Source organism: Gordonia effusa NBRC 100432 (assembly GCF_000241305.1).
Lineage (GTDB): Bacteria > Actinomycetota > Actinomycetes > Mycobacteriales > Mycobacteriaceae > Gordonia > Gordonia effusa.
This window is the reverse complement of sequence record NZ_BAEH01000070.1, coordinates 1-19,897: the sequence shown is the minus strand read 5'-3', so window position 1 is coordinate 19,897 and position 19,897 is coordinate 1. Positions and strand designations below refer to the sequence as shown.

Here is a 19,897-nt window from a genome sequence, read left to right as displayed (position 1 = left end):
GATCGAATGGCGAAGTTGCAGATAGCTCAAGAACCCTCGGCCGACGAATTGCTGTCCAACGACCCGTTCGCACTGTTGACCGGGATGCTTCTCGACCAGCAGTTCCCGATGGAGCGCGCATTCGCCGGACCAGCCAAGATCCGTGACCGATTCGGGTCGATGGAGCCCGCTGCTATCGCCGCAACCGAACCCGAAGCGTTCGCGGATTTATGTTCGACCCCGCCTGCGATTCATCGCTACGGTCGGTCGATGGCCGGGCGCGTTCAGCAGCTCGCGCAGGCCATCGTCGATGACTACGACGGCGACACCGCCAGCCTCTGGACCGGCGCGAAGACCGGTGACGAATTGTTCGCGCGACTACGCGCGCTTCCCGGCTTCGGCGACCAGAAGGCCAAGATCTTCGTCGCGCTCCTCGCCAAGCAGCTCGACGTCAAACCCGCGGGCTGGACGAAAGTTGCCGGCGACTACAGCAAGAAGGGATTCCGCTCGGTCGCCGACGTCGTCGACGGCGAGTCGCTACAGCAGGTTCGGGACTTCAAGAAGGCCGCGAAAGCGCGGGCCAAAGCAGAAACGGCCGGTGGCTGACACCGTCAGCGCGGTGCCTTAAGGTTTTAGCCATGGATACCCCGAAGGTTGATGCCCGGACCCTCATCGGGCTGCCTTTTCGCCTGGGTTTCGCCGTCACCGGTGTCGCCCTGACCGCAGTCGAATCCGCCGTTTCGATCGCGCGAGTCACCGCCGAGGGCGTGCAACATGAACTCAACGACCTGCTCGGGGTTGAGGAGGACAACTTGGCCGCGGCCCGAACGCCGCTTGCCCTGCTCTCGCAATTGTCCGAACTGCTCGGCCCCGACCGCCCGTTCGGTCGAGTGCTCGCCTCCAACGGTCCGGTCGATCGACTGCTCACTCCCGACGGTGTGGTCGACCGACTCACCGCCGACGACGGAATTCTGGAGAAACTCACCGAACCCGGCGGCCTCCTCGACCAGATGACCGAGGACGGCGGCATCCTGGTCCGACTGACCGCCAAGGGTGGCCCGCTCGACCGGCTGACTCGCACCGGCGGCGTCGTCGATCAGTTCACCGAGAGCGAGGGCATCCTCGAGCGCCTTACCTCGGAGAATGGCATCGTCGACAAGCTGACCGCCCCCGACGGCGTGTTGGAGAAAATCGCCGAACCCGGGGGAATCATCGATCGGATGGCCGACGACGGCGGCTTGCTCGATCAGCTCGTCGGCGAGAACGGCGCGGTGGAGCGCGCGATCGCACCGGGTGGTCCACTCGATCGCGTCACCGAGCTGACCGAGACGATCAGTTCGCTCGCACCGAGCCTGATCGCGATGCAGGACACGGTGAAAGACCTACGCGAAACGGTAGACCTGCTTACGGCGTCCGTGGCACCGCTGGGCAACCTCGCCGATCGCCTACCCAAACGTTTGACTCGCGGCGGCAACAATAGCGGCCGCACTCTTAACGCCGGGGGCTCGGGTGCTGCTGGTTCGGCCGAGTATTCGGCATACGAATAGTTCGGCGACGGCAGCAAGCAAGCGGCGGACGTTCCGGAGTTTCCCGGTACGTCCGCCGCTCACTAGTTAGAGCTCCGCGAGGCGGGGCCGACTCGAATCAGTTGCCGGTCAGCTTGTCTTTGACCTTGCCTGCCGCGTCTTTGACGCTCTCCACGCCATCCTTGACCGCGGACGAGATCTGGTCGCCTTTGCCTTCGCCCTTGAGCTGATCGTCGCCGGTCACATTTCCGGCTGCCTCTTTAGCCTTGCCGCCGAGGTCTTCGGCTTTGTTCGAGATTTTGTCATCGAGTCCCATGAACACATCCCTTTCTAGTGGTGGCCGGTACAGTCCGGCCCTTATCCTCCGAAACCGCCAATTACGCTGCGACAGCAGGCTTTTGCGGGTCCGGATGTTCCAGCTGGAGCAGCACCTGCGTTTGCACCGGGGCGCCGTCCAGAGCATCTGTTATCGCGTCCGTCGCATCTGAGCAAACCTTCGCCAGGTCGGCGAACGGCCGAGTCGAATACGCTCGGACGGTAAGTCGGATGACCAAGCGGCCGCGGTCATTGATCGCCCGGCCTTTGGCAGCCAGGATGATCGGCTTGCTGGCCAAATCGTTGGCGGCGGCGTTGGCGATGAGCCCTGGTTCGACCGTTAGATCACCGGTCGAAGAACTGGCGGGCAGCACCAATCGTTGTGCTTTCATCGGCCGGACCACCGTCGCCAGGAGTATCACTGCGAGGATGACCGCAAGCACCACGATACCGAAAAGTACCGCGGTCCACCACGAGCCGTCGGCGAACCGGACAACCGCGCCGGTGTCGATCCGTTCGATCCAGCCCTTGATCGGCGACAAGTTCAGCCGCCACGCGAGTGCTCCACCGCCGACTACGATCGCGCCGACGGCCAGGACAAACACCACGAGGCGATGCACGGTCGCGGGAAGACGATTCATGCGCTTTCCTCCTGATCATCGTTGGTGGCGGCAGGAAGGGTGCGGTGGGTCAGTTTGATCGAAACGCGCTGGCGCGCACCAATTTCAGCCAATTCCGCGGCAACTGCCTCCTGGACCGCGACCGTATCCACCGGTCCGCGCGCCCCCAGAGTCACCGTCACTTTCCGACGTTTGACAACAGTCGAGGCGCTGGCCGATCCCGCCTTCGCAGCGGCGACGCTGCTGCATCGCCGCGCGATATCGGATCGGCGAGTCCACAATCCCCGACCGCCCGAAATCGCTGTGTACTCCTTACGGCGCGGCCGGATCGAGAGCCACAGCAGGCCCAGGCCGACGAAGACCAGTCCGATCGACGCTGGCCACATCCACGACTGCCAAGTGAGTCGATCAACCCATCCGGTTGCGGCGGTTAACCATTCCGTCCCGCCAACCCATCCGGCGCGAATTATCAAGTCGTGCACGGCCACGCCAGCCAGTCCGAGCAATCCCAGACCGGCCAATCCGCCGATGAGGATCGCCGCCGGATTCGCGGCGGGCGCGCGGTCGTCCAGCGGGTGGGACGCATCAGTGGAACTCATGAGCTTGCAGCTTTCCTCAAGTCGACCGCATCACCGGCCGGGGGAAGGTCGATGAACCCCGACCGGCGTCGGCGTTGCGGTTTGTCACGCGTACCCGACGTGCCGCCCACACTCGTCGACTGTTCCGAAACAAGTTGCGCTACATCAACATCCACGCGTTGCGGGCGCTCGCCGGTATAGCGAACGAGATCGTCGATCACCTGGTCACTGACCGTGCGACAAACGTCACTGACGCGGGCGGGCCAGCGGACGGCAATCGACAACGAGATCGCCGAACCGTCGTCGCGCGCCACCGCGCGGGGTAGATTTCGGTATAGGGCGGCGCTGTTAGACGCCTGATCATCGAATGCCGCCGTGAACCCGGTCGATTGGGCGAGGACGTCGTCAACAGACAGTGCGGCCCGCTCGGCCAACTTCTCGTAGACGCGACGCCGAACGATCAGGCTTCCTTGGTCGTCAGCCACGGTTCCGGCTCCGCAGCAGTGCACCCAGATCGATGACACCATCGCGACTGAGTCCGATTACCAGACCAATCCCTCCCAGTAGGAGGGCGAGTACAAATCCACCGAAACCCCCTGCCGCAGTGGCGATCGCGATCAGCAGGCCAGCGAACAATCCTAATGCTGCGTTGTTCATCAGTGCTCCGTTCCGTCGCGTCCAGTAGCGACGATGTCTTCGACTGTCACAGTGATCGGCACACCGGCGATCTCCTGCGCCACCTTCCGAACGTTCTCGGCGGTGGCGAGGAGATCGAGGCTGCGCGCGAGGTCATCTTCGGCGGGCCAGGCCACCACAATGTGCACCTCGCCCTTCTCGTCATCGAGCGACACTCCGGTCACTCGACGTCCCGGCAAATATGTTGCGACCTCACCAAAACGTCCACCGTCGAGGCCGGCCACGCCGAGAACCGACAACACCGCATGGGCGATGCGCTCGGCACGATCAGCGGAGTCGATGCCGGTTTCGGTGGCGTTCATTACCGGACTCGCGGAGACTCGTCGGCAGCGTCATCATCGTCGTCGCCGAAGTTGATGTCGTGCACGGTTACGTTGACTTCGGTTACCTGCAAGCCGGTCATCTGCTCGATCGCCGAGATCACGTTGCGACGGATCGCAGCTGCGAGTTGATGTAGGGCCACGCCGTAATCGGCGACGATGGCGACTTCGACGATCGCCTCCAGTTCGCCAACCTCAACGCTGATGCCCTGCGCGGTACTGGTGGCGGTGCCGGGCAGAACTTCGCGAACCTTGCCGACCACTCGCTCCGCGCTGCCACCGAGGTCGTGAACTCCGTCGATCTCACGAGTAGCGATACCGGCGATCTTCGCCACCACAACGTCGGCGATGGAAGTACGTCCGCGATCGCCGACCAGCGACGAATCCGCGCGGGTCTTGTCGTCGGAGGTGATTTCAGCGGTCTGCGACATGGCAGTCTCCTTCTCTCGGTCCTGCGGCATCAATGCCGTCTGCACTCAGATTCGAGGTGCTATAAGGTCAGTCGCAGTGGAGCACGAAACAGCACGGACTAATTCGAGTGATCCCGCTCACACCGCGGGATTTACCTTCGAAGACCTGTCCGACGACGAGTTGGCTGGCGCTGCGGCCGTGGGCGACCGGGATGCCTTCGCGGTCCTGGTCACCCGCCTAACGCCGGTCCTATTGCGCTACTTGCGGCGGATGGTGTCCGATCAGCACGTGGCCGAGGATCTCGCCCAGGAAACCCTGCTACATGCCTGGAAAGGGCTGCCCGACTTCGCATTTCGCAGCTCGTTTCGCACCTGGGTGTTCTCCATCGGCCATCGCAAGGCAGTCGATCACTATCGGCGTCGACGCGATGTACCCACCGAGACCGACGATTTCGCCGCGCTACCGTCCCCCGCGCCCGAACCCGCGGAGAGCGTCGAGCATTCGTCCCTGCGCGAGGCCTTAACCTTCGAGTTGTCCCAATTGAGTCCGGCGGCCCGAGCCTGTTGGTGGTTACGCGAGGTAGAGGGACTTTCCCTGGACGAGATCGCCAGCGTTTTGCGCATTACTCCGGGTTCGGCTCGAGGGCATTTGCAACGCAGTCGGAAGCAGCTCGCCGAACGCCTGGACGTCTGGCGACCGGGATATGTGCCACAATCCCAACAGGCCGACCCGCAAAATCAGACATCGGGAGGTGAACCACGATGAGCAATCTTCATATCGACGACGACGCGACCGACGGCTGGCTGATCGCCGCTGCGCGTGAACTCGACCCTCCGATCGGAGAGGTAGAGCGGCTCATCTCGTCGATCACCACCACCATGACCAACGTCATTCGTCCAGCGCGTTCACTCGGCACCGACGTCGACGGCGTTCTGGTATCCGACCGGGTGGTCAAGACTCTGCTGGCGACGAGAATCCGGTCCCAAGTCGGCCGCTTGGTCGTGTATGCACAAGTTCTCGTCAATGACGAGGACGATGTCACCGGAGCTCGCATCGGGCTGGTTGCCCGCTATCGCGACGATCTGCCGGCGATGTCCGACCGCGTCCGCGACGTCGTCGAGGATGTGTTGGTAGCTACCATCGGCGAATACGGTTCCGCCTCGGCCCGCACGAATATCCATGTGCGCTGGCAAGACGTCTACAGCCGAGATTGGCTCAACTGATTTCAGCCTCTGCCACAACGTAATTCGAGACTTCGAACGTAGGCGTCGACGTCGGGTACCACCGCTCGGCTCGTCGTCACCGAGATTGCCACGGTCCCGCCGATGCCATGTATGCCGTGCGTCATCCCCTGCATCGTCGACAACGCCGGAAAGCCGGTTGTGAATCGAACCGCGCCGACACCCAGTCGCAAGTCGGCGGTGCCGCGGTTCACCGACGACACGACCGTATGACCGGTGACCGTTGCCGAGCGAGCCGATGAGTCGAAAGCCCTCACGCCCCAGTGCATCAGCACCGCCGGCGTCGCCGCTGCGGCTTCTCGCGAGGCCACCCGCGCCGGGGTCTGATCCCGACGACGAGCATCGTCGATCTCGGCGGCGATGGCTTTCGCTCGCAGCTCCACATCGTCGATCTCTTGGTGAGTGTCGATGGGAGCATTGTAGAAGTTGTTGCGCGCCAATGACGCTCGGTGGCGGGCGATGGTGAGTTCAACGGCAAACCGCTGTCTCATTCCGATGAGACCCGCGTCTACCAGCGCTCGCGATATCGCGATGATCGCGCCGATCGTAATACTCTGTTCGCCAATTCGCAGAGCCTGTGCATTCACGACGATGACTCGCAACTGGCGGTCATCTCCCGGAGAAAGGTTGAGCCGACCCGACTCCGACGATGACAGCGCTGGCTCCTTGTCTTTGCTCAGTTGATACGCACGACGGCCCCGGACGGCTATCCCGGCCAGTTGCGCGGGGAATCGCAGAAGTCCACGAGCGGGCGCGAGAACCCCAGGTGATCGGTGACCGCCGATCATGGGCGGGAGCGCTTCGCTACCGAATAGCTGTCGCGCCAACGCGGTCGCGCCCCTGCCATCGGCCAACGCGTGTGAAATCTGTAGTACGGCAACTGAACCCGGCGCACCGCCATCGGGGGCATCGACGACATGGGTATACAGGTGAACTCGCCATGCCGCCCGCCTCGGATCGAGTTGGTCGCTGATCAGACCGGCCACGTCGTCGAGACATTGGCGCCAACTCAGCTCTGACGTCTCACGTACTCGAATCTGGTCACGACGGGCACGCGAGTGGACCCAATACGGGTAGTCAAGATCGGCAAAGGTTTCGCGCACAACAAGATTCAGATCATCGATGCTCTCGGCCCGCAATATCAGGCCCGAGATCACCGTCTCGACATCGACGCCCATCTGATCGAATGCGAACAGCAGGAATTGATCGCTGTGCATCTTTGCCGCCAGCCAGTAGGCTTGCGCGTCGTTTGGCGTCATGCGGACCACGACGCCACCTTAACCGCGCCGATGGCCGTCGCCGCGAGCGGTATCAGTCAGCGGCTGGCCGCGCCCCCGCACTCCATGCGTAAGGCAGATCTGCACCGTTGAGAATTCGGTCACCGACCGACTGCAACTTGTAGATCAGCGGATTGTGGACCGAGATGGTACGGGCGTTACGCCAGTGACGATCCAGGCGCAACCGCTCGGAGGTAATCGACGCGCCACCAACCTCGAATAGCTCCGTGGTAGCTGCGAGGACGGTTGGAATGACCGCGGCTTGCGCCCGCGCGACGTCGAATTCGGCGGCGTCGAGCAATTCCGGATCGCTCGCGCCCTGAGCCAGTACCGCGTCGAGGGTGTCAGCGACGTCGAGAACCGCGGCACGAGCACTGAATGCCGCTGACGACAGCCGGCCAATCACCTGCTGCACCAACGGATCTTCCCGAGGAAGATCGGCGACCGCATGGGTGTAGGTGCGAGTGCGGTCGCGTACCCAGCCAGCGGTGTCGTCGGTGGCGCGCTGCGCAATGCCGGCTAGCACTGCCAACTGGACCAGTTGGAGGTAGGAGGTGCCGTAGGTGCGTCCCGCCGCGCCGTAACCTGGGCCCAGCAACCGGTCACCGGAAACTGTGACGTCGGCGAATTCTGTTGTGCCGCTTGCCGTCAGCCGCTGGCCGAAACCATCCCAGTCATCATGTTGAGTCACTCCTTCGGCGTCGGCGTCGACCAGGACGCCGACCCGCTCACCATCGCGGTCCCCGGCGATCAAAATGTAGTCGGAGTACAGGCTCCCCGTGCTGTAGTACTTGGTTCCGTTGACGACGAGCTCGTCGTCGGGACCGGTGACCGTCGTGCGGTAGCGATCGACCGCGCCAACCCCCGGCTCGGTAATCGCATTGCCAACCAGCTTTCCTTCGGCGACTTCGGTCAGCCACTTGGTGCGAGCCTGCGAATCGTCTGCCAGCACCTGATCTTCGACGAAGGACCAGTGAACCCGAAGTGCCTGCGGCAGATTGGATTCCGCGGCGGCGAGTTTGATCAACTGCCGGAACAACTGACGAACGCTCACTCCGTAGCCGCCGAATTCCACCGGCACCCGCAGCGCACCGAACTTCGCCTCGCGCAGCCACTCGACCTCGTCGTAGGCCAACTGACGGTCGACCTCACGGGCCACCGCCCCCTGCGCGATGCGCGCGTAGAGCGGATCGAAGATCTCGTCGAGCTGGACGTCGGTGTAGCTGGCGGTCGAGGTGGTCATCGAAGTTCTGCTTTCGTCACGGGACTGATCGCCGATCAGTGTCGCGCGCGACGCCGCAGGCGACCACAGTTGCGCTCCGGGTGAATCCAACCCACTCCCGACATCACAACCGCCCCGGGCAAGCGCACCGGGGCGGTTGTTTCGGCGCCGACTACGCGGCGTTGGTCTTGTTGTGGGTATAGGGGTCGTGATCGGCAATCAGTCGCTCGACTCGCGCTTCGTCGATACGAGCCATCACCTGCGCCTGTTCCTGGCGGTCGCGAACCACTTTAGACAGGGTGAACGTGCTCGAGGTCAGGAACAGGATTGTTATTCCGATGAAACCTCGTTGCCAGGGGTCCATCGGTAGATAAAGCATTCCGACGATCGCTGCGGCCAAACTCGCGCCGAATGCGATCACCGACTGAATGAAGAAGGCGGCCGTGGTTGATTGGGGGATCGTTCGGGTATCCATGTGCATCAGCATTGCCGCCAGCCAGGGCCCAGCGGTTGCGTAATGCTACTCAATCGCTACGGGCAGTTCCGCTCAGGTAAGTCGAAGCGGTCGCTCAAATCTGCGACCTGGACGGCGTCAGGGGCCATGCTCCCCCGCTGAGTGTGAGCGCACAGATTAGAGCAAACGAACCGGCCCGGGTGCAGAACTCCCGGGCCGTTCATTTCAGTGCCGACGCCTAGCTGGTCGTCAACTTGTACACCGTGGTGCCGCCGACAGTGGTCGCGGTGAAGTTCTGCTGCACCCAGGTGGAGATCTCACTGGACCGCTGCGGGCCGCCACCTCCGCCCGCGATGTAGTAGGAGATTTTCCCCTGTGCCACAAGCTGTTTGAACTGAGTTAGGGTCGGCGAGGGATCACCGGTGAAACCGCCAATCGCCATCACCGCCTTGCCCGAATTCAGTTGCAGTGGCGCCGACGACTGGGCTCCTTCGGTGGCCGCCGCCCAAGTGGTATCCGTCGACTTCAGCAGCGACACGACCGCGGCATTGCTCGATCCACCGCCGGGTCCGCCGGTACCGCCCGCGTTGCGAGCCGACGTCCGCGTCGAGCCGTCGGGCTTACCACCCGGACCACCGGACTGACCGCCGGCTCCGCCCTGGTTACCACCAGTCGGGACGCCCGACGGTGCGCCTTGGCCGCCACCTTGACTGCCCGGGCCGCCTTGTCGACTGGCGTTACCTTGACCACCGGGGCCACCTTGACCACCGCCGCCGAAGCCAGCCGAACTCTTCGACGTCGCCACAGCGGTTGGAATCGAACCGGTATGCGTCGTGTTGGCGGTCGCGATTCCGAAGGCACCGATCGCAGTCCCACCGGCGACCAGAAGCGCCGTCGCGAGGGCCGCGGCCCGCTTGCCAGTCCAATGTCGGCCGACCAACAGCACGCCGACGGCTATCACCGCGAGAGCGCCCAGGACCCAGCCGAGCACCGGCCAACCAAACCCCGCTCGGTAGGCGCGGATAGCACCCCAACCGGTGGCCGCAACCACCAAGGCGGCGAGAAATACTGTGCCATACCAGGATTCACGGCTGCGCCATCCGATCGTCGCGCCGATGCCGACCACGGCGGCGATCGCCGGTGCCAATGCCACCGTGTAGTACGGATGCACTGTTCCGCTCATATAGGCGAATACCACTCCGGTGATCACCAACCAGGTGCCAAAGACGGTGAGCCCCAAGGCGATATCGCGATCGAGCCGACGCCGGACCGCGAGGGCGATCCCGACGACGAGCACCAGCAGTGCTGCGGGCAGTAACCAGGAAATCTCATTACCCATCTCGTTGCTGAACAGACGATCCAACCCCGTGCTTCCGCCGAATGAAGACCCGGGCGCGCCCGAACCGCCGGGGCCACCCTGGCCTCCGCCGCCGGATCCGGATCGGCCGAGAATTCGAGCCATTCCGTTGTAGCCGAGTACCAGATCCATGAACGAGTTGTTCGTGGACCCACCGACGTAGGGGCGTGAGTCGGCCGGCCACAATTCGACCAACAGGACATACCAGCCCGCCGAAACCACAAGGGACACAGTCGCTATCGCCAGATCACGGATACGACGCAGCCACGTCGTCTGGGCGAAAAGCAGATATGCCACCCCAAACCCGGGCAGCACCAGCAACCCCTGCAACATCTTGGTCAGAAAGGCGAAACCTAACGCGACACCGCAGAGAGCCAACCAGCGCCACGACGCCGCCTGACAGGCACGCACAACGCAGTACGCGGCGGCAGTCATCAACAACACCAGCAGCGCGTCGGGATTGTTGAAGCGGAAGATCAACACGGCGGCTGGGGTCAGCGCAAGCACCGCACCGGCGATCAACGCACCTGCGGTCGCGGTCTGGGCCGAACCCGACCTGAGCAGCACACGACGGACCGCTCCGTACACAAGTGCCACCGACAGAACACCCATAATCGCCTGCGGAACCAAGACCGACCACGAGGACAGTCCGAAGATCCGGACCGACAGCCCGGAAATCCAGGTCGCCGCCGGCGGTTTGTCCACGGTGATCGAATTTGCCGGATCGAGTGAGCCGAACAGCAGGGCTTTCCAACTCATTCCACCCGATTGCGACGCGGCGGCGTAGAAATCATTGCCCCAGCCATTGCGGGACAGATTCCAGCAATACAGGACAGCGGTAGCGGCGAGGAGGCTGAAAAGTGCCCACTGCCGGGGTTCTGGGCGCCACCGACGCGCCAGCGCGCGGGGCTTGGTCGGTGCAGCGGCGTGGCGGCCAGTGGCCGGCTGCGTAGATCGAGTCATCACTGTGGTCATGGCGTCAACACTGTCAACGTCGACTGGAACCCCCATGCCACAAGTCTGGGAACTTGCTGTACGACTTCATCGAACCGCGGCTTCCGATCGACGAGCTATTGCTCGCGCGGTCAGCCGGCTCGCCGTGAGTCAGGAGTCGAGGGCACTTACCGCGATGCCATAGGGCAGGAAACGTACTTTCCGACCGACATCGGTGTTGTGTTGGTGGGCGCGCAGTGCGTCGAGTTCGGAAGCGAACACCTGCTCAACGCGCGCACCACCGTCGTCGTCAGTCACGAAGACTGCCCATACTCCGCTACCGGCCTCACCGGTGGTCTCCGGCTGGGGCGTCGGTTGGGGTCGTCGCTTCGCATCGTCGAACATCGACATCCACGCATCACGTCCACCTTGGCTCACCACGAACCTGCCCAGCATCGCTCGAAGATTCTCCCGAGCTTCGCGGGCGAACTCGTCGAATTCACCGGGACCGAAGCCGAACGGTTTATCACTATCTGCCATGGCCTGCTCCTTTGCAGCGGGTAACTCCACTGGTTACCAGTGTCCACCGCAATGGCCCGGTTAGCTACCAGGTCCTCGCCGCCGCTAGCCGATCTGCTCCCGGAGCGCTTTAAGTGCACCGACGAAGATCTCTGCGAACGTCGGGAACGGCTGGATGGTGTCCGAGAGAATGTCGAGCGGGATTCGCGCGCGGACAGCTAGTGTCGCCTGCTGCAGCCACTCGCCCGCTTCCGGCCCGACGGCGTAGGCACCGACCAATTTCTCACCATCACTCAGCAGCGTCAGAAAACCAACGGCGTCAGCATAATTGCGCGAGTAAGTGGCCATCTTGGCCACCGAATTGATCGGCACGGTCGCGGCATACGCCGCCTCCGTAGCACCCACAGCCGCCACCTGCGGATCGGTATATACCACCCGTGGCACTGCCGCATAGTCGGCTTCACGTTGTCGCCCAAGGATATTCGATGCCACCACTTCGCCCTGGTACTTGCCGACATGAGTCAGCAGCCACTGGCCGGTGACATCTCCAACAGCCCACAATCCGTCGGCCACCTTGCCCCGCGCATCGGTCGCTATTCCATGACGGTCCGGGTCGATGCCAACACTCTCCAACCCGATGTCGTCGACGCGCAACCGTCGTCCCGTCGCGACCAGCAGTTTGTCACCACGCAGTTCCCGACCGTCGTCGAGAACAAGGATGTACTCGTCACCATCGCTGCGCGCCGCGGTGGCACGAGCTCCGAACACCAGGTCAATTCCGTCGCGGGACAGCGCATCCCCCAAGGCTCGCCCTAACGGTTCCGGCTCGCGCGGCAGCAGATGATCACCGGACCCTACGAGCGTCACCTTGCCACCGAGTCGATGAACAGCCTGGGCCATCTCGACTCCGACAGCTCCGCCGCCCAGGACCAGCAGATGCTTGGGCACCGCGCTCATCGCGGTCGCCTCCCGGTTGGTCCACACGCCGTCGAGAGTTCCCAGCCCGTCGACCGGTGGGATCAACGGATCAGACCCGGTCGCGATGACGATATCGGTTGCCGTGTAACGTTTTCCGTCCACGGTGATGGCACCTGGGCCATCGAGCCTGCCTTGACCACGAAGCAGCGTTACGCCCTTGTCGGTGAGCCATTGCGTCGCACCCGTGTCGTCGTAGTCGGAGACCATGAAGTCGCGCCACGCAAGTGCCGCTTCGGCGTCAATCTCCGCGGTTGCCAACGCCTCCCGCGCCTCGTGTACTGCTTCACCAGGTCGAAGCAACGTCTTCGACGGGATACACGCGTAATAGGAACATTCACCGCCGACGAGCCGGCGCTCCACTACCGCGATGCGCAGACCAGCATCGACCAATTCACCGACGCAGTGCTCACCAGGCGCGCCGCCGCCCAACACGATCACATCGAAATCCACTGACATATCACACCTTTCGTTTGAATCGGGCCTGGTTACCTGAGGCGGGCGATCATGGTCGAGTCTCACCGCCGCCTCCGAAACGCATGTGCAACAAAGGATATGGAAGTCCATCGGCGTCCACCGGACTGCGCCCGGTACGGACAAACCCGCGCCGTCGGTAGAAGTCGACGGCGGCCGCGTTCTGCTCATTGACGTCGAGGGCCAATGTCGGCAACGCGGAAAGCGCGGCGTCGAGCAGCGCGGTTCCGACGCCACAGCCACGGAAGTCGTTGTCGACGAACAACATTTCCAGGCGACCGTCGGCGACGCCGGAGAATCCGACCGTACGGCCTTCGACTTCGGCGACGGTGAGGCCGACGTTGGGCAGATAGTCACTGGCAAGCTTGCTCTCGATCTGATCGAGATGTTCGGCACTGACGAACTGGTGTGTCGCGTCGACCGCGCTGCGCCAAATATGGACTAGCTCAAGGTATTCGCTCGAACCCGACGTCGGGCGGAGGCGAATCGAAAGCGTATTCAAGTCATATCCCCTGTTTCACAACGGATTTGATCGACTCTACGGCGTCGACCTCACCGGCAAGAGTCACCTGGTCATCGCGTGTCCATGCCCACAGTGCAAGTTGCTCCACCGTGCCGGCAACTGTTGCCCTCGCAGTCGCCGACTGTGCACGCACCGCCCTGCGCCCACTGCCATTCGATCCAGCCCAACGTCCTGTTTCCACCAGCCACCGCTGGTCAATGTCGGTGGCGACCAACTCGACAATCGCCTCGGCGCGGTAATCGCCGTCCGCTGGCATCGGGTCCCACATGACGTCGACAACATGGTCGATCGCACCCGCGGCGACGTCGGCGGCAATGGGAGTAATCGGCAGACCAGCGGCCAGCTCGGCATCAACGCGATGCATCGTCGCTTCGTACGTCTGCATTCGGCGAGTGAAGCCAACCGTCTGATCGGCGGGCCACCACGACCACAACGGCTCCTCATCGCCCTTGGCGGCGAGTTCTTTCACGAGCTTATCCGTTGCGTCCGTGCGCAGCGCGACCAGATCGACCCAGCTCTGCGGCCGCGCTGGTTTCGCTTCCTGAATATCGAGTAATTCGTTGCTACTCAGTATGTTTCGCGCCAAGATCGCACCCCAGAACAGATGCACTTCGGTCAGGTGCCACAGTAGGTCGGCGGCACTCCAGTCCGGGCACGTTGGACATCGACGGTCGGGATCAACGCCAGCTAACACGTCGACAAGCCGTTGCGATTGCGCGGAGATGACTGCCAGCCGGTCCATCTCTTCATCGTCGCACGCCGAGGTGCCGAATTCTCCCGCATCTGGCAGGGTTGCCCCATGACTGGTCCGCAGATCTCCATCACCTACTGCACACAATGCAACTGGCTTCTGCGCGCGTCGTGGATGGCATCGGAATTGCTTAATACCTTTGGCGCCGAACTCGGATCAGTCACACTTGTGCCCGGCACCGGCGGCGTATTCTTCATCGACGTAGACGGGAAACGTGTTTGGGAACGAAAACGCGATGGCGGCTTTCCTGATGCAGCCACTCTCAAACAAGTGGTGCGCGATCTCGCGCTACCCGACTGGAATCTGGGACACGCCGACCGTGCGGCTGACTAGCGGCCGATGTCGAAATCGCTTGAGCGACTAGGAGAATGCCGCCTCGACCTCGTTCCGGTCGAGCAGCGGGTCGGTACCGAGCACATAGGACGGCTCGGTGTGGGGCACCGTTGTCCCGCCCGCGACGCGACGTCGGGCGGCGGCGAACTCCGGGGCCTCCCCCATACTGAGGTGCAGTCCGTTGATCGCCGACCACACCGCGCTGCGACGCGCGCGACGTTCGATAGCGTTGGGCGCGCGGTACATCACCAGTTGCGCCGCCCAGGACGGCATGGTGTCGCGGATCGCCCAATCCACTGCCGCCTGAGCCGGGTGAGTCACGTTGGCGCCGGTGGCCATCGCACTGCCGTAGGTGAGTCCCAGCTTCGGCAAATACTCCTGCAAGCAGGTCAGCGTATCTGCCTTCGACGCGGGAAGATCAGTCCCGCCGAGCGCGTGGCCGACGCGAACGAACTCGGCGTAATACTTGTCGAGTTCCTTGCCTCGCAACGGATTCGGATGATAGATCTCATGTGCCGTGGCGATACCCCACACTACCGTCGCGTAATTCCATCGCAGCCATTCAGGATTGTCGGCGTCGTATGGAAGTCCGTCGGGCCGAACACCTTTGATGGTGTGGTGCATCGCGCGAACAGTTCGCGCGAGCCGCTCAGCGGTCTCGGTTGAGCCATAGGCGGTTCCGATGAAGAAGGCCAGCGAATGTCCGAGGCGAATATTGGCACCCGCGGGATCGATCTGGGCCGTCAAACCGTTCTTCGACGGCTTGACCAGGCGAGAATGATGCATCCCCATCCAGTAGATACTCGGATCGAGGCGTTCGAGATACGCCGCGCACTGCAGTCCGAAAATCAGCGCGGGCGTGTGTGAGTGCACATGCCACGTGGGACTATCCGGACCGAACCAGCCCGGGTCGCCCACTGGGTCCTCGAATTCCATTCCGCGGAAGAATTTCGCCTTGACATTCTCGTCGAAGCGATCGTTGAGCCACTTGCCAATATATTGATGCGGCAACGCGATTGGCACCCTGCCGACCGCGCCGAGTTGCGGTACATCTGGCAGCTTCACCGACGGCAGAGACACGAGCATCGTGTTTCCTCCCCAAGTTTGGTAACGGTTGTATCCAGAATACCTTTTGGACACGCATGTGACCAGACTTTGTCGCATTTTCCTTCATCCGACGTATGCTGATCCGGTGTCCAGTCCCACCCGATGGGCGGGCGTTCCGCTTGCGGATCGTCGTGCCGAACGAAAGTCGCAGCTAGTCGCGGCCGGCTTCGAGATATTCGGCACTCAGGGCGAATCCGGTCTATCAGTTCGATCAGTCTGTCGCGCTTGCGGTTTCAACACCCGATACTTCTACGAGAGTTTCGCCGACACGGACGAACTGCTCGGAGCGATCTACGACCAGGTCGCCCTCGACATGTCCGCGGCGATCGAAGCGGAGTTGACCGCGGCTGGCGATTCCGACGCCGCTCGCGTCCGAGCCGGAATCCGCGCTGTGCTGGGCTTCGGCTCAGGCGACCCTCGACGCGGCCGGGTGCTATTCACCGACGCGCGCGCCCATCCCGTGCTCATCGCACGCCGAGCCGCAGCCCAAGATCTCTTGCTGGAGCTCACCCTGGCCGAAGATCATGGCGATAGCGATCCGATCGACAACCGCGTTCGCGCAGCGATGTTCACCGGCGCGATGGCCGAGCTGGCTCAGCAATGGCTTACTGGACATTTGGGCAACGACCTCGACGCCGTAGTGAACCGCGCGGTCGCGACGCTGCTTCGATAGTCGCGCGAGGTTGCCCCAATCTCAATCAGGCGACATACCAGCCCTTTACGAAGCCGTCGTCGCAGACGCCGCGCTAGTCTGCTCGTCGCATGTGACGTTATTGCGTGTGGTCCGAGCCGGAATGGGCCTCGGCGCGCATACGCTCCACCATGTGCGGGTAGTGCAATTCAAATGCCGGACGTTCGGACCGGATTCGCGGAAGTTCGGTGAAGTTGTGACGCGGCGGCGGGCAACTTGTCGCCCACTCGAGTGAGTTTCCAAATCCCCACGGATCGTCGACGGTGACCACTTCACCGAACCGGTAGCTGCGAAGGACATTCCAGAAGAAGAACAGCACGGACACCCCGAGAATCGCCGAACCAGCCGTGGAGACCATATTCAGCACCGTGAAGCCGTCTGACGGAAGATAATCGGCGTAGCGGCGCGGCATACCCTCATTTCCCAGCCAATGTTGGACAAGGAACGTCGCGTGGAAACCTACGAATGTGAGCCAGAAGTGAATCTTTCCTAGGCGCTCATCTAACATCCGACCGGTCATCTTGGGAAACCAAAAGTAGATGCCGCCGTACGCGGCGAAGACGATCGCCCCGAACAGAGTGTAATGAAAGTGAGCGACCACGAAATATGAATCCGATAGATGAAAGTCCAGCGGCGGGCTAGCAAGAAGGACGCCAGTCAGACCTCCGAACAGAAACGTTACGATAAATCCGACTGAGAACAACATGGGAGTTTCGAAGGTTAGGTGACCTTTCCACATCGTGCCGATCCAGTTGAAGAACTTCACACCGGTCGGTACCGCGATCAAGAAAGTCATGAAAGCGAAGAAGGGCAATAGGACCGCGCCGGTCACATACATATGATGTGCCCATACGGCCACTGACAGGGCGGCAATCGAGCCCGTCGCATAGACAAGACCCGAATAGCCGAAGATGGGTTTGCGGCTGAATACCGGGAATATCTCGGATACGATCCCGAAAAATGGCAGTGCCAGCACGTATACCTCAGGATGGCCGAAGAACCAGAACAGATGCTGCCACAGCATCGCGCCACCGTTGGCCGGGTCGAACAGGTGCGCGCCGAAACGTCGATCCACTTCCATGCCGATCACCGCCGCGGAGAGGAGCGGGAAGATCAGCAATACCAAGATGCTGGTGATGACGATATTCCAGGTGAATATCGGCATACGAAACATCGTCATCCCCGGTGCGCGCAGGCAGAAGACCGTGGTAATGAAGTTGACCGAGGCAAGAATACTACCCAACCCGCCGACGGCCACTCCCATGAACCAAAGGTCGCCGCCCACGCCGGGAGAATGAACCGCGTCCGATAGCGGTGTGTAGGCGGTCCAGCCGAAATCGGCGGCGCCGCCGGGCGTCGCGAACCCGGCAGCGACGACGAGTCCGCCGAATAGGAATAGCCAGAAGCCCAACGCGTTAAGACGCGGGAATGCGACATCCGGTGCTCCGATTTGAATTGGCAAAAGATAGTTTGCCAAGCCGAACGCCAACGGCATCGCATAGAGCAGGAGCATTATGCTGCCGTGAATAGTGAACGCTTGATTGAATTGCTCGGTTGAAAGAAACTGCATTCCCGGATGCGCGAGTTCGGCACGCATCAGCAGCGCGAGCAATCCACCGATCACAAAGAAGACAAAGGCAGAGACTATGTACATGACGCCGATCAGCTTATGATCGGTGGTCGTGATGAGCCGGTAGAGCAATGAGCCTCTCAGCCCGGCGCGCGCCGGATACGGACGACTCGCTACCGGCCGTTCTATTGCCCCACTCTCCGCTGGGCTGCTTGTGACCACCGAACATCCTTCCCGAAGAACACAAGGATTGCGTCTCGCAAGAAGGTTTCCACGGCAAATTCTGCTCCAGCAGAGCAAAAGGTCCCGTCTGCTCAGGTACTCCGGTCCGCGATCCCGCCGGCCAACTTGATCGCTACGTCGATGACCGCGTTCATCGGCGCGGTCGGTGCTGCTTCTGCCGAATCTCGACTAGCCGGTCGCGTTCCTCCTGTGTCGCGAGACAGTCATCGAGTGCGACCAACGTCAATAGTTGAACCGGCCTGCCTGATCGCGCCGCTGCTGCCAACTTGTGATGGCCGTCGAGCAGGAAATGGGTGAAAGCCCAATGGCGGTAGTAGTCGGTCGCCATCGTGTCGGTCGCGGGAGCGCAGACGTCAAGTGTTGCGACCGCGACGGCTGTAGGGATTCGCCCCTGCTCCAGCCGCGACGCGTAGTCATCTACCCGCGCTGAGTCATTCCACGACGGCGGCACCATCGGAACAACGAACTCAAAGAAGTGGGAATCGTCGTCGACGGCGGTCTGAAAAGTTCGGTAGTAGGGCGTCGCGGGATACTCCGGGAGCCCCCAAAAGTTTCGAATTCCCCAGGTTGCGATCTGTTCGGTGCTGAAGTAGTCGTCGTCTCCCGACGGGGTGACGAGTTTCGGTTCGATCCGCAGTAGCAGCGGGAGATACGTTCCCTCGCCGAGCAATTGGCCGTAGGTATCGACGATGGCCGGGTCGAGTGTGCTCGCATCCTCAGACAAGCGCTCGCGTAGTTCTTCCTCGGAGAGGGTTCTATTCGCCCCTTCCAGCCTTCGAAACACGAATTGGCAAGTGCCACACCAGAAGCTGAGCTCATAAGCGGGCTCGCCGTCCAGGAAGAGTAGACGTCGGCCAACATACCCCTCAGACTTCTTCGGCTCCTCGCCGAACCGCAACGTCGCTTTGTCGTCGGAAACCCCGAGGGTGACCGGATCGCCGATCTCGATAATCACCACGTCAGTGTATGGCGCGACACGTTCATTGCGGACGTCGATGCTCATGCGCGTCGCGTCCCACCTCATTGGGTAGAAGCGCGCTACGCTCGGCCGATGCCGTCCAAGAGCCCCGCCCGCGCAGCGCGATACGCACGTCGCCGAAAGAAGCGGATGGCCCAACAAGACCACGACCTCACCGACCCTCAGTGGTCGGCGTTGAAGTCGCACTGGTCCGGCTGCGCCTACTGCGGCGCGAAAGATGCTGCGCCACAAAAAGATTGCATGCTGCCAATTTCGCGTGGCGGACGCTACACCCTGACCAACGTGGTTCCGGCATGCCGATCCTGCAACGCGAGCAAATGCAACAGCGAGTTGACGACATGGATGCGCCGCAAAAAGCTGGACGAGCGAACATTCCTGGAGCGGCAAGTCGCGATCAGCCGCGCGCTGGTACAGGAATTCTCAGTGTCGTGACGTCGGAGCCTTCGGGTTGAGCGGTCTCGATACACCGCCGGGCTCGCAAGCTCGTGCGACGGCACTCGACCAACGAGGGGCGGCGGACTACGTTTCGTCGAGCGCTAGCGAGACCCGCTGCCCTGGCTGGTCGAGTGCGCTCGGCGAGCGCTAGCGAGACGCGCCGCCTTGGCTGGTCGAGTGCGCTCGGCGAGCGCTAGCGAGACGCGCCGCCTTGGCTGGTCGAGTGCGCTCGGCGAGCGCTAGCGAGACGCGCGCGTTTCGAGACCAAAGCGAGTCGAATACGGTTGTGCGGCAGGGGCAGTTGCACACAATGTCACGTTGCGTAACCCACGCGTGAATTCTCGTCCCCCTCAATGGCATCCGAGGGC

General features: G+C 62.3%; 25 protein-coding genes. 7 read left to right on the top strand and 18 right to left on the bottom strand.

Going from position 1 to position 19,897, the window contains the following annotated elements; genetic code table 11:
• Nucleotides 1-6: 6 nt before the first annotated feature.
• Entirely contained in the window at nucleotides 7-585 is a 579-nt protein-coding gene (locus GOEFS_RS12490; RefSeq protein ID WP_007318277.1) for an HhH-GPD-type base excision DNA repair protein, read from the top strand.
• 32 nt (nucleotides 586-617) lie between these two features.
• On the top strand, nucleotides 618-1,526 hold the full coding sequence (locus GOEFS_RS12485) for a hypothetical protein (protein ID WP_007318276.1): 909 nt from the start codon (nucleotides 618-620) through the stop codon (nucleotides 1,524-1,526).
• 97 nt (nucleotides 1,527-1,623) lie between these two features.
• Here GOEFS_RS12485 and GOEFS_RS12480 read toward each other — a convergent pair whose 3' ends face one another.
• The 7 genes from GOEFS_RS12480 to GOEFS_RS12450 all read right to left on the bottom strand — a co-directional run bounded on the left by GOEFS_RS12480 (nucleotide 1,624) and on the right by GOEFS_RS12450 (nucleotide 4,465).
• Nucleotides 1,624-1,821 carry a CsbD family protein gene (locus tag GOEFS_RS12480; protein ID WP_007318275.1) on the bottom strand — a complete coding sequence of 66 codons (198 nt, stop codon included), beginning with the start codon at nucleotides 1,819-1,821 and terminating at the stop codon, nucleotides 1,624-1,626.
• A 61-nt stretch (nucleotides 1,822-1,882) separates the two neighbouring features.
• Complete coding sequence (locus GOEFS_RS12475) at nucleotides 1,883-2,461, bottom strand: Asp23/Gls24 family envelope stress response protein (RefSeq protein WP_007318274.1); 579 nt, start codon at nucleotides 2,459-2,461, stop codon at nucleotides 1,883-1,885.
• Entirely contained in the window at nucleotides 2,458-3,039 is a 582-nt protein-coding gene (locus GOEFS_RS12470) for a hypothetical protein (RefSeq protein WP_007318273.1), read from the bottom strand. The genes GOEFS_RS12475 and GOEFS_RS12470 overlap by 4 nt, the downstream gene beginning before the upstream one ends.
• Nucleotides 3,036-3,503, bottom strand: a complete 468-nt coding sequence (locus tag GOEFS_RS12465; RefSeq protein WP_007318272.1) for an Asp23/Gls24 family envelope stress response protein — start codon at nucleotides 3,501-3,503, stop codon at nucleotides 3,036-3,038. Before GOEFS_RS12465 ends, GOEFS_RS12470 begins: the two co-directional genes overlap by 4 nt.
• Nucleotides 3,496-3,675 (bottom strand): hypothetical protein, encoded by a 180-nt coding sequence (locus GOEFS_RS12460; protein ID WP_007318271.1) that lies wholly within the window; start codon nucleotides 3,673-3,675, stop codon nucleotides 3,496-3,498. The genes GOEFS_RS12465 and GOEFS_RS12460 overlap by 8 nt, the downstream gene beginning before the upstream one ends.
• On the bottom strand, nucleotides 3,675-4,016 hold the full coding sequence (locus GOEFS_RS12455; protein ID WP_007318270.1) for a hypothetical protein: 342 nt from the start codon (nucleotides 4,014-4,016) through the stop codon (nucleotides 3,675-3,677). Before GOEFS_RS12455 ends, GOEFS_RS12460 begins: the two co-directional genes overlap by 1 nt.
• Complete coding sequence (locus tag GOEFS_RS12450) at nucleotides 4,016-4,465, bottom strand: Asp23/Gls24 family envelope stress response protein (protein WP_007318269.1); 450 nt, start codon at nucleotides 4,463-4,465, stop codon at nucleotides 4,016-4,018. The genes GOEFS_RS12455 and GOEFS_RS12450 overlap by 1 nt, the downstream gene beginning before the upstream one ends.
• Before the next feature lie 76 nt (nucleotides 4,466-4,541).
• Between GOEFS_RS12450 and GOEFS_RS12445 the strand changes: the two genes are divergently transcribed.
• The gene (locus GOEFS_RS12445) at nucleotides 4,542-5,210 is read left to right on the top strand and encodes an RNA polymerase sigma factor (RefSeq protein WP_007318268.1); all 669 of its coding nucleotides are present in this window, start codon (nucleotides 4,542-4,544) and stop codon (nucleotides 5,208-5,210) included.
• Nucleotides 5,207-5,668 carry a hypothetical protein gene (locus GOEFS_RS12440; protein WP_007318267.1) on the top strand — a complete coding sequence of 154 codons (462 nt, stop codon included), beginning with the start codon at nucleotides 5,207-5,209 and terminating at the stop codon, nucleotides 5,666-5,668. Before GOEFS_RS12445 ends, GOEFS_RS12440 begins: the two co-directional genes overlap by 4 nt.
• A gap of 2 nt (nucleotides 5,669-5,670) precedes the next feature.
• On the opposite strand, the gene GOEFS_RS12435 is transcribed toward GOEFS_RS12440, so the two are convergent.
• From GOEFS_RS12435 to GOEFS_RS12400, 8 genes are all read right to left on the bottom strand, one after another.
• Nucleotides 5,671-6,945, bottom strand: a complete 1,275-nt coding sequence (locus GOEFS_RS12435) for a WS/DGAT/MGAT family O-acyltransferase (RefSeq protein WP_138917996.1) — start codon at nucleotides 6,943-6,945, stop codon at nucleotides 5,671-5,673.
• A 52-nt stretch (nucleotides 6,946-6,997) separates the two neighbouring features.
• Nucleotides 6,998-8,206: an acyl-CoA dehydrogenase family protein gene (locus tag GOEFS_RS12430; protein WP_007318265.1), complete on the bottom strand. Its 1,209-nt coding sequence runs from the start codon at nucleotides 8,204-8,206 to the stop codon at nucleotides 6,998-7,000.
• A 151-nt stretch (nucleotides 8,207-8,357) separates the two neighbouring features.
• Nucleotides 8,358-8,660 carry a YiaA/YiaB family inner membrane protein gene (locus GOEFS_RS12425; RefSeq protein ID WP_138917995.1) on the bottom strand — a complete coding sequence of 101 codons (303 nt, stop codon included), beginning with the start codon at nucleotides 8,658-8,660 and terminating at the stop codon, nucleotides 8,358-8,360.
• Between the two features lie 217 nt (nucleotides 8,661-8,877).
• The gene (locus tag GOEFS_RS12420; RefSeq protein WP_007318263.1) at nucleotides 8,878-10,971 is read right to left on the bottom strand and encodes an ArnT family glycosyltransferase; all 2,094 of its coding nucleotides are present in this window, start codon (nucleotides 10,969-10,971) and stop codon (nucleotides 8,878-8,880) included.
• Nucleotides 10,972-11,100: 129 nt separating this feature from the next.
• A complete protein-coding gene (locus GOEFS_RS12415; RefSeq protein WP_007318262.1) occupies nucleotides 11,101-11,469 on the bottom strand; it encodes an Rv0313 family protein in 369 nt (122 codons plus the stop codon).
• 84 nt (nucleotides 11,470-11,553) lie between these two features.
• Nucleotides 11,554-12,882, bottom strand: coding sequence for a dihydrolipoyl dehydrogenase family protein (locus GOEFS_RS12410; protein ID WP_007318261.1), 1,329 nt, complete (start codon nucleotides 12,880-12,882; stop codon nucleotides 11,554-11,556).
• A 46-nt stretch (nucleotides 12,883-12,928) separates the two neighbouring features.
• Entirely contained in the window at nucleotides 12,929-13,399 is a 471-nt protein-coding gene (locus GOEFS_RS12405) for an acetyltransferase (RefSeq protein WP_007318260.1), read from the bottom strand.
• A gap of 1 nt (nucleotide 13,400) precedes the next feature.
• On the bottom strand, nucleotides 13,401-14,162 hold the full coding sequence (locus GOEFS_RS12400) for a maleylpyruvate isomerase family mycothiol-dependent enzyme (RefSeq protein WP_007318259.1): 762 nt from the start codon (nucleotides 14,160-14,162) through the stop codon (nucleotides 13,401-13,403).
• A gap of 57 nt (nucleotides 14,163-14,219) precedes the next feature.
• On the opposite strand from GOEFS_RS12400, the gene GOEFS_RS12395 reads away from it, so the two are divergent.
• The gene (locus GOEFS_RS12395) at nucleotides 14,220-14,504 is read left to right on the top strand and encodes an Rdx family protein (RefSeq protein WP_007318258.1); all 285 of its coding nucleotides are present in this window, start codon (nucleotides 14,220-14,222) and stop codon (nucleotides 14,502-14,504) included.
• A gap of 27 nt (nucleotides 14,505-14,531) precedes the next feature.
• Here GOEFS_RS12395 and GOEFS_RS12390 read toward each other — a convergent pair whose 3' ends face one another.
• On the bottom strand, nucleotides 14,532-15,590 hold the full coding sequence (locus GOEFS_RS12390) for an oxygenase MpaB family protein (protein ID WP_007318257.1): 1,059 nt from the start codon (nucleotides 15,588-15,590) through the stop codon (nucleotides 14,532-14,534).
• 106 nt (nucleotides 15,591-15,696) lie between these two features.
• On the opposite strand from GOEFS_RS12390, the gene GOEFS_RS12385 reads away from it, so the two are divergent.
• Entirely contained in the window at nucleotides 15,697-16,284 is a 588-nt protein-coding gene (locus GOEFS_RS12385; RefSeq protein WP_007318256.1) for a TetR/AcrR family transcriptional regulator, read from the top strand.
• A 97-nt stretch (nucleotides 16,285-16,381) separates the two neighbouring features.
• Here the strand turns inward: GOEFS_RS12385 and ctaD are convergent, their stop codons facing one another.
• Both ctaD and GOEFS_RS12375 read right to left on the bottom strand, forming a co-directional pair.
• A complete protein-coding gene (gene ctaD / locus GOEFS_RS12380) occupies nucleotides 16,382-18,094 on the bottom strand; it encodes an aa3-type cytochrome oxidase subunit I (RefSeq protein WP_007318255.1) in 1,713 nt (570 codons plus the stop codon).
• 151 nt (nucleotides 18,095-18,245) lie between these two features.
• On the bottom strand, nucleotides 18,246-19,118 hold the full coding sequence (locus GOEFS_RS12375) for a hypothetical protein (RefSeq protein WP_007318254.1): 873 nt from the start codon (nucleotides 19,116-19,118) through the stop codon (nucleotides 18,246-18,248).
• Nucleotides 19,119-19,166: 48 nt separating this feature from the next.
• Between GOEFS_RS12375 and GOEFS_RS12370 the strand changes: the two genes are divergently transcribed.
• Complete coding sequence (locus GOEFS_RS12370; protein WP_040525050.1) at nucleotides 19,167-19,526, top strand: HNH endonuclease; 360 nt, start codon at nucleotides 19,167-19,169, stop codon at nucleotides 19,524-19,526.
• The last annotated feature ends 371 nt before the right edge of the window (nucleotides 19,527-19,897 follow it).

Bases quoted from the DNA above. Each gene is read 5' to 3' on its own strand.
- GOEFS_RS12455 (WP_007318270.1), bottom strand. From the start codon at position 4,016: ATGAACGCCACCGAAACCGGCATCGACTCCGCTGATCGTGCCGAGCGC.
- GOEFS_RS12485 (WP_007318276.1), top strand. From the start codon at position 618: ATGGATACCCCGAAGGTTGATGCCCGGACCCTCATCGGGCTGCCTTTT.
- GOEFS_RS12425 (WP_138917995.1), bottom strand. From the start codon at position 8,660: ATGGATACCCGAACGATCCCCCAATCAACCACGGCCGCCTTCTTCATT.
- GOEFS_RS12450 (WP_007318269.1), bottom strand. From the start codon at position 4,465: ATGTCGCAGACCGCTGAAATCACCTCCGACGACAAGACCCGCGCGGAT.
- GOEFS_RS12475 (WP_007318274.1), bottom strand. From the start codon at position 2,461: ATGAATCGTCTTCCCGCGACCGTGCATCGCCTCGTGGTGTTTGTCCTG.
- GOEFS_RS12435 (WP_138917996.1), bottom strand. From the start codon at position 6,945: ATGACGCCAAACGACGCGCAAGCCTACTGGCTGGCGGCAAAGATGCAC.
- GOEFS_RS12420 (WP_007318263.1), bottom strand. From the start codon at position 10,971: ATGACCACAGTGATGACTCGATCTACGCAGCCGGCCACTGGCCGCCAC.
- GOEFS_RS12390 (WP_007318257.1), bottom strand. From the start codon at position 15,590: ATGCTCGTGTCTCTGCCGTCGGTGAAGCTGCCAGATGTACCGCAACTC.
- GOEFS_RS12430 (WP_007318265.1), bottom strand. From the start codon at position 8,206: ATGACCACCTCGACCGCCAGCTACACCGACGTCCAGCTCGACGAGATC.
- GOEFS_RS12460 (WP_007318271.1), bottom strand. From the start codon at position 3,675: ATGAACAACGCAGCATTAGGATTGTTCGCTGGCCTGCTGATCGCGATC.
- GOEFS_RS12400 (WP_007318259.1), bottom strand. From the start codon at position 14,162: ATGGACCGGCTGGCAGTCATCTCCGCGCAATCGCAACGGCTTGTCGAC.
- GOEFS_RS12375 (WP_007318254.1), bottom strand. From the start codon at position 19,118: ATGAGCATCGACGTCCGCAATGAACGTGTCGCGCCATACACTGACGTG.
- GOEFS_RS12490 (WP_007318277.1), top strand. From the start codon at position 7: ATGGCGAAGTTGCAGATAGCTCAAGAACCCTCGGCCGACGAATTGCTG.
- GOEFS_RS12410 (WP_007318261.1), bottom strand. From the start codon at position 12,882: ATGTCAGTGGATTTCGATGTGATCGTGTTGGGCGGCGGCGCGCCTGGT.
- GOEFS_RS12370 (WP_040525050.1), top strand. From the start codon at position 19,167: ATGCCGTCCAAGAGCCCCGCCCGCGCAGCGCGATACGCACGTCGCCGA.
- GOEFS_RS12395 (WP_007318258.1), top strand. From the start codon at position 14,220: ATGACTGGTCCGCAGATCTCCATCACCTACTGCACACAATGCAACTGG.
- GOEFS_RS12415 (WP_007318262.1), bottom strand. From the start codon at position 11,469: ATGGCAGATAGTGATAAACCGTTCGGCTTCGGTCCCGGTGAATTCGAC.
- GOEFS_RS12480 (WP_007318275.1), bottom strand. From the start codon at position 1,821: ATGGGACTCGATGACAAAATCTCGAACAAAGCCGAAGACCTCGGCGGC.
- GOEFS_RS12470 (WP_007318273.1), bottom strand. From the start codon at position 3,039: ATGAGTTCCACTGATGCGTCCCACCCGCTGGACGACCGCGCGCCCGCC.
- GOEFS_RS12440 (WP_007318267.1), top strand. From the start codon at position 5,207: ATGAGCAATCTTCATATCGACGACGACGCGACCGACGGCTGGCTGATC.